Annotated in this window: 4 protein-coding genes; 1 reads left to right on the forward strand and 3 read right to left on the reverse strand. The window is 67.5% G+C overall.

The annotated features are described in order from the left end of the window. The coding region (locus WA965_RS25595; RefSeq protein WP_526448195.1) for an HNH endonuclease signature motif containing protein at positions 1–1,245 on the forward strand (1,245 nt) is incomplete at its 5' end. A gap of 22 nt (positions 1,246–1,267) precedes the next feature. Here WA965_RS25595 and WA965_RS25600 read toward each other — a convergent pair. The 3 genes from WA965_RS25600 to WA965_RS25610 all read right to left on the reverse strand — a co-directional run. Beyond that, positions 1,268–2,278, reverse strand: coding sequence for a dihydroorotate dehydrogenase-like protein (locus tag WA965_RS25600; RefSeq protein WP_526301942.1), 1,011 nt, complete (start codon positions 2,276–2,278; stop codon positions 1,268–1,270). Continuing rightward, positions 2,278–5,850 (reverse strand): pyruvate:ferredoxin (flavodoxin) oxidoreductase, encoded by a 3,573-nt coding sequence (gene nifJ / locus WA965_RS25605; protein WP_526301940.1) that lies wholly within the window; start codon positions 5,848–5,850, stop codon positions 2,278–2,280. The genes WA965_RS25600 and nifJ overlap by 1 nt, the downstream gene beginning before the upstream one ends. Continuing rightward, positions 5,847–6,767 (reverse strand): FAD-dependent oxidoreductase (locus WA965_RS25610; RefSeq protein WP_526448196.1); only part of this gene is annotated, 921 nt, incomplete at its 5' end. The genes WA965_RS25610 and nifJ, both read right to left, overlap by 4 nt.

The following is a 6,767-nucleotide window of genomic DNA, read 5'->3' on the forward strand; positions in this document are numbered from 1 at the left end:
TCCGAGCTGGCCGGGCAACGGAATGCGATCGACGGGCGCATCGTCGATATCGTCGCCGAGATCGACCGCGACGGGCTGTGGGCGACGACCGGCGCCAAAACGGTGAGCGCGCTGGTGGCCTGGAAACTGGGCACCTCCCCACACAACGCCGAGACCCTGGTCACCGTCGCCGAACGGGTCGAGACCTTTCCGCGCTGCCTCGACGGACTGCGGGAGGGCCGGTTCTCCCTCGATCAGGTCGGTGTCATCGCCGAACGCGCCGCCGACGGCTCCGATGACCACTACGCGCTGCTGACCGAAAGTGCCACGGTCTCCCAACTGCGGATCGCGACGAAGGCCGAACCCCGACCCGAACCCGACCCCACACCACAACCCGAAGCCGATTCTGAGTTCGATGGTGAATCCGAACCGCAGCCCCCGCCCGAACCGGAGCGGTCGATCAGCAAAACCAGCGACGACACCTACACCTACTGGCGGATCAAAGTGCCCCACGCCGAAGCCGCGACCGTCGACGCTGCGCTGGGCTCGCAGCTCGACGGGTTGGTCGCCGACTGGAAACACCACCACGGATCCGGTGACGACAACACCGGTGAGTCGGTCGGTGAGCAGGCGGCGCCGTTCCCGAGCACCATCGATGCGTTCATGAGTCTCATCGAGGCCGGCTGGGACACCGAGGTCGCCCGCCGCCCGCACGGGCAGCGCACCACCGCGGTGATCCACGTCGACGCCGACTCCCATGTCGCCGCCCTGCACCTGGGGCCGCTGCTGTCTGAGGAGGACCGCCGATTCCTGCTGTGCGATGCGACCTGCGAAGTGTGGTTCCAACGCCACGGCCAGGTCATCGGTGCCGGGCGCAGCACTCGCACGGTGAACCGGCGGCTACGCCGGGCGCTGGAGCACCGCGACCGCTGCTGTGTGGTCCCCGGGTGTGGGGCGACCCGCGGGCTGCATGCCCACCATCTGCGGCATTGGGAGGACGGCGGCCTCACCGAGCTGTGCAACCTGGCCCTGGTCTGTCCGTATCACCACCGCGCCCATCACCGCGGGCTGATCACCATCACCGGACCCGCCGATCGCCTCGTCGTCACCGACGACACCGGCCAACCACTGACCAACCGCTCGTTGGCCCGATCACCTACCACACCTCCACCCGCAGTAGCTCCCTACCCCGGACCCACCGGCGAACGCGCCCAATGGAAGTGGTACCACCCCTACCAACCCAAACCACCACCCATCGACAACTAGGGTGAGCGGCCGCCGGGTCAGCTCACCACGGCCCCAGGTCGGCACTGTTGGCGCGTCGCAGCGCGCCGACGTAGCCGCCGCGTTCGTGGGCGGTTTCGTCGGCGCCGGGGGGTACGGCAAGCAAGCCACGAAATTCGTCAATGGCGTGATAACCCTTGCGGGTCATCCATCGCGACAGCCCGTCGAGCATGACAGCAGCGTGGTCGGGGCCGTGTCGCAGCGGCGCAGACGCGGTCATCACGACGTCCGCGCCGGCGAGCAGATACTTGATCAGCTCCTTCGAACCCTCGACACCGGTGGTCCCGGCGAGCGAGGCATCAATTCGGCCGTGCAGCAAAGTGATCCACGTCAACGGCAAGCGCGCCTCGCCTGCCCGGGACAGTGACGTCCCCGGTGCCACTGCCAGCGTTTCGGTGTCGATGTCGGGCTGCAGGAATCGGTTGAACAGCACCAGCCCGTCGGCGCCCGCCAGGTCGAGTCGCCGTGCCATCTCAGCAGTCGCGCTGAAGTACGGGCTGAGCTTCACGGCGACCGGCACACTCACGGCATCCTTGACCCGGGCCAGGATGTCGAGGTGACGCTGTTCGACGTCGCGGCCGCAGATGTGCGGATCGCCGGGAAGGTAGTAGATGTTCAATTCGACTGCGGCGGCGCCGCACTCCTGCATCGAGCGAGCGTAGCCAGCCCAACTGCCTGGCGTGCTGCCGTTGATGCTTCCGATCACCGGCACCGCGACGGCTCCGGCCGCGCGCTCGAGCAGGCTCAGATACTGGCGCGGGCCGTGGTCCGCGCTCGCGGCGTCGGGAAAGTACGACAGCGACTCGGCGAAGCTGTCCGTGCCCGCGGCGGCCAGCCGCGCGTTGCCCTCGACCTCCTGGCGCACCTGTTCCTCGAACAACGAATACAGCACCACCGCACCGACCCCGGCGTCGGCGAGGCGCCGCACACCGTCGACTGTCTTCGACAGCGGCGACGCCGACGCCACCAGCGGGTTGCGCAACTCCAGGCCCAGATAGCGAGTGGACAGTTCCATCAATGTGCCTTCCGTGCATCGGGGTGGAAGTGTTCGGGACCGCGAGAAGCCATCGCCTCGTAGACATTCCAGCGTTGTTCGATCGCCTGCTCGGCCATCCGCAGCAGCCGCTCGTATTCGACCGGATCGGCATTGGCAAGTGAGCGGTACCGTAGTTCTCGCCGGCGATAGTCGTCGAGCGAGATCCGTGGTCGGTGCGAGTCGAGCAGGAATGGATTGTCCCCGGCAGCGCGCAGCACCGGATCGTAGCGAAGCAGCGGCCAATGCCCACTGGCGACGGCGCGATACTGCTGATCCATCCCATGCCGCATGTCGATGCCGTGCGCGATGCACTGGCTGTAGGCGATAACCAGAGACGGCCCGTCGTAGGCCTCCGCCTCCCGGAATGCCTGCAGGGTCTGCTGCGGGTCGGCGCCCATCGCGACCTTCGCGACGTAGACGCTCCCGTAGGCGATCGCTTGCAGCGCAAGGTCCTTTTTCGGCACCGCCTTGCCTGCTGCGGCGAACTTGGCGACCGCGCCCAGCGGTGTGGACTTGGACGCCTGACCACCGGTGTTGGAGTACACCTCGGTGTCGAGCACCAGCACGTTGACGTTGCGCCCACTCGCCAGCACATGGTCGAGTCCACCGGACCCGATGTCGTAGGCCCAGCCGTCGCCACCTACTATCCACACGCTGCGCCGGACCAGCTGATCCACCACGCTGAGCAGGTCAGCGCTGACGGCCGGATCGAGGCCGCCGAGGCGGCGTCTCAGCTCGGTGACCCGGCCCCGCTGGGCGGTCAACTCCGACTCGCGCAACTGGGGCGCCTCGAGGATCTCGTCGACGAACGCGGGTCCCAGCGCGTCGCGCAGCTCGGTCAGACGTCGCCGGGCGAGCTGGACGTGCACGTCGCCGGCCAGCCGCAGGCCCAGCCCGAACTCCGCGTTGTCCTCGAACAAGGAGTTCGACCACGCCGGGCCCCGCCCGTCGGCGTCGGTGGTCCACGGCGTGGTCGGCAGGCTGCCGCCGTAGATCGACGAGCAGCCGGTCGCGTTCGCGATCATCAGCCGGTCCCCGAAGAGCTGGGACAGCAATTTGAGGTACGGGGTTTCGCCGCAGCCTGCGCAGGCACCGGAGAACTCGAACAGCGGGTCCAGGAACTGGGTGCCGCGCACGGTACCGAAGTCCACCCGGGACCGGTCGTTGATCGGCAGCGACTCGAAGAACTCGATGTTGGCCCGCTCGGTGGGCACCCGCGTCTCGGCGGCACCGAGGTTGATCGCCTTGGTCACGACCGGGCCGGGAAGGACCACCGGACAGGCCTCGACGCACAGGCCGCACCCGGTGCAGTCCTCGACGTACACCTGGAGCGAGTACCGGGCGTTCGGCAGGCCGACCGCCTCCAGCGGCGCCGAATCGAATTCCGCAGGTGCCCCGACCAACTGAGATCCGTCGTAGTACTTGGACCGGATCACGCTGTGCGGGCAGACGAAGGCGCAGTTGCCGCACTGGATGCAGCTGTCCGGGTCCCACACCGCGACGAGCTCGGAGATGTTGCGTTTCTCGTAGGACGTGGTGCCGCCCGGGTAGGTGCCGTCCACCGGAAGTGCGCTGACCGGCAACAGGTCGCCGCGCCCGGCCATCATCTCCGCGGTCACGGTGCGGACGAATTCCGGCGCCGACGCGGGCACCAGCGGTGCCGGCGTCCGAGTGGAGGTGACCATGGCGGGTATCTCGATCCGCTGCAACCCGGCGATAGCTGCGTCCACCGCAGCCAGTTCCTTGGCCACCACCTCCGGGCCACGCTTGCCGTAGGTCTTGTGCACCGATTCCTTGATCCGGGCGATGGCCCGGTCACGGGGCAGCACCTCCGAGATCGCGAAGAAGCAGGTCTGCAGCACGATGTTGATGCGGCCGGCGAGGCCCGCCTCGCGCGCGATCCGGTCGGCGTCCACGGTGTAGAGGGTGATCTGCTTGTCCAGGATCTGTTCCTGAACCCGCAGGGGCAATGCGTCCCACACCTTCGCCGACGACAGCCGGCAGTTCAGCAGCAACGTCGCACCGGCGGCGGCCCGGCCGAGCACGTCGACCTTGTCGAGGAACCGGAACTGATGGCAGCCCACAAAATTCGCACCGGTCACCAGGTACGGCGCCCGGATCGGATCCGGCCCGAAGCGGAGGTGCGACTCGGTCTGGGAGCCGGACTTCTTCGAGTCGTAGACGAAGTAGCCCTGGGCGTGCATGCCGTCTTCGGATCCGAGGATCTTGATGGTGTTCTTGTTGGCGCCGACGGTGCCGTCGGATCCCAGCCCGAAGAAGACGGCGCGCACCGTGTCGGGCGACTCGATGTCGAACGCGGGATCGTAGGCCACGCTGGTCCCGGAAACGTCGTCGTCGATCCCGATGGTGAACCGTCGCTTCGGCTGTTCGCTTTCGAGTTCGGTGAACACCCCCGCCACCATCGCGGGAGTGAACTCCTTCGACGAAAGTCCGTATCGGCCGCCCGTCACTCTCGGCATGACCGACCGCGTCCCATCGGCACACGCCTCGGCTAGTGCTGCGACCACGTCGAGGTAAAGCGGTTCGCCGATCGAACCGGGTTCCTTGGTGCGGTCCAGCACGCCGACCGTACGCACCGTCGCCGGGAGCGCATCCAGAAGCGCTGCGGTGGGGAACGGTCGGTACAACCGCACCTGCGCCACACCGACCCGCTCGCCACGTTCGACGAGGGCGGCGACGGTCTGCTTCACCGTCTCGGCGCCGGAGCCCATCAAGACCAGCACCCGCTCCGCCTCGGGATGTCCGGAGTATTCGACGATGTGCATCGTCCGGCCGGTGCGTTCGCCGAGCCGGGCCATGAGGTCCTCGACCACTGCGGGGACCCGCGCATAAAACGGGTTGACGGTCTCGCGTGCCTGAAAGTAGACATCGGGGTTCTGTGCGGTGCCGCGGATGAACGGGTGCTCGGGGGACAGGGCGCGCCCGCGGTGTGCCCGGATCAGTTCCTCGGGCACCAGCGCACGCAGGTCGTCGTCGGTCAGCGTCTCGATGGTGTTGATCTCATGCGAGGTCCGGAATCCGTCGAAGAAGTGCACGAAGGGGATACGGCTCGCGAGCGTGGCCGCCTGTGCGACCAGCGCCAGGTCGTGGGCTTCCTGCACCGAGGCCGACGAGAGCAGTGCGAAACCTGTCTGCCGCACCGCCATCACGTCGGAATGATCACCGAAGATCGACAACCCCTGGGCGGCAATCGACCTGGCCGCCACATTGATGACGGCCGAGGTCAGTTCGCCGGCGATCTTGTACATGTTCGGGATCATCAGCAGCAGGCCCTGCGACGAGGTGAAGGTCGTGGACAGTGCGCCACTCTGCAGGGCGCCGTGCAGAGCACCTGCCGCGCCACCCTCGCTCTGCATCTCGACAACCGTGGGGACGGTGCCCCAGACGTTGGTCCGTTGCGCGCTGGACCATTCGTCGGCCAGTTCGGCCATCGGCGACGAGGGCGTGATCGGGTAGATGCAGCACACTTCGTTCACCCGGTAGGCGACCGACACCGCCGCTTCGTTGCCGTCTATCGTGGTGCGCGTCATCGCGGTTCCGGGAACATCTCGATGGCGTGCACCGGGCATTGATCGGCGCAGACCGCGCAGCCCGTGCAGGTGTCATAGTCGAACTCATACCGCTGCCCGACACCGAGTTTGATCACCGAGTCCTCGGGGCAGGCGCCGAGACAACCATCACATTCGAAGCAGTTCCCGCATGACAGGCACCGCCCCGCCTCGAAGGTGGCTTCCTCGGTGGACAGGCTGCCGACGATCTCCTCGAAACCCTGCACCCGGGTAGCGGCCTCGAGTTCGGGCTGCCGGCGTTGTGCGGCGTCGCCGAAGTACCAGAGGTGCAGTTTGTCGAACGTGGCGATCGGGTGTTTCGACGACTGTTCGATCTGCGTCCCTCGCAGCCAGGCGTCGATGTGATGGGCGGCCTTCTTGCCGTGGCCCACACCGATGGTGACGGTGCGCTCGCTGGGCACCATGTCACCGCCGGCGAACACCCCCGGGCAACCGGTCATCAGCGATGCCGAAACACTCACGCTGCCGTCGGTATCGAACTCCACGCCCGGCAACGTTCGCATGAACGCCGACTCCGTCTCCTGACCGAGCGCCAAGATCAGCGTGTCCGCGGCCAGCGTCTCGAAACGTCCGGTCGGTCGCGGGTAGCCGGATTCGTCGAGTTCCATCACCTCGACCCGGATCTCGGGGCCGTCGAAGGCAGTGATGGTGCGCAGCCAGTTGATCCGGACACCCTCGCGTTCGGCGTCCACGGCTTCTTCGACGTGCGCGGGCATCTGCTCGCGGGTGCGCCGGTAGACGATCACCGCGTCCTGGGCGCCGAGGCGGCGGGCGACGCGGGCGGCGTCCATCGCGGTGTTTCCGCCGCCGTACACGGCGACGTGACGGCCGATGGCCGGCGTCTCACCGGAGGCGACGCTGCGCAGGAAGGACACCGC

Source organism: Mycobacterium sp., assembly GCF_049683935.1.
Taxonomy (GTDB): domain Bacteria; phylum Actinomycetota; class Actinomycetes; order Mycobacteriales; family Mycobacteriaceae; genus Mycobacterium.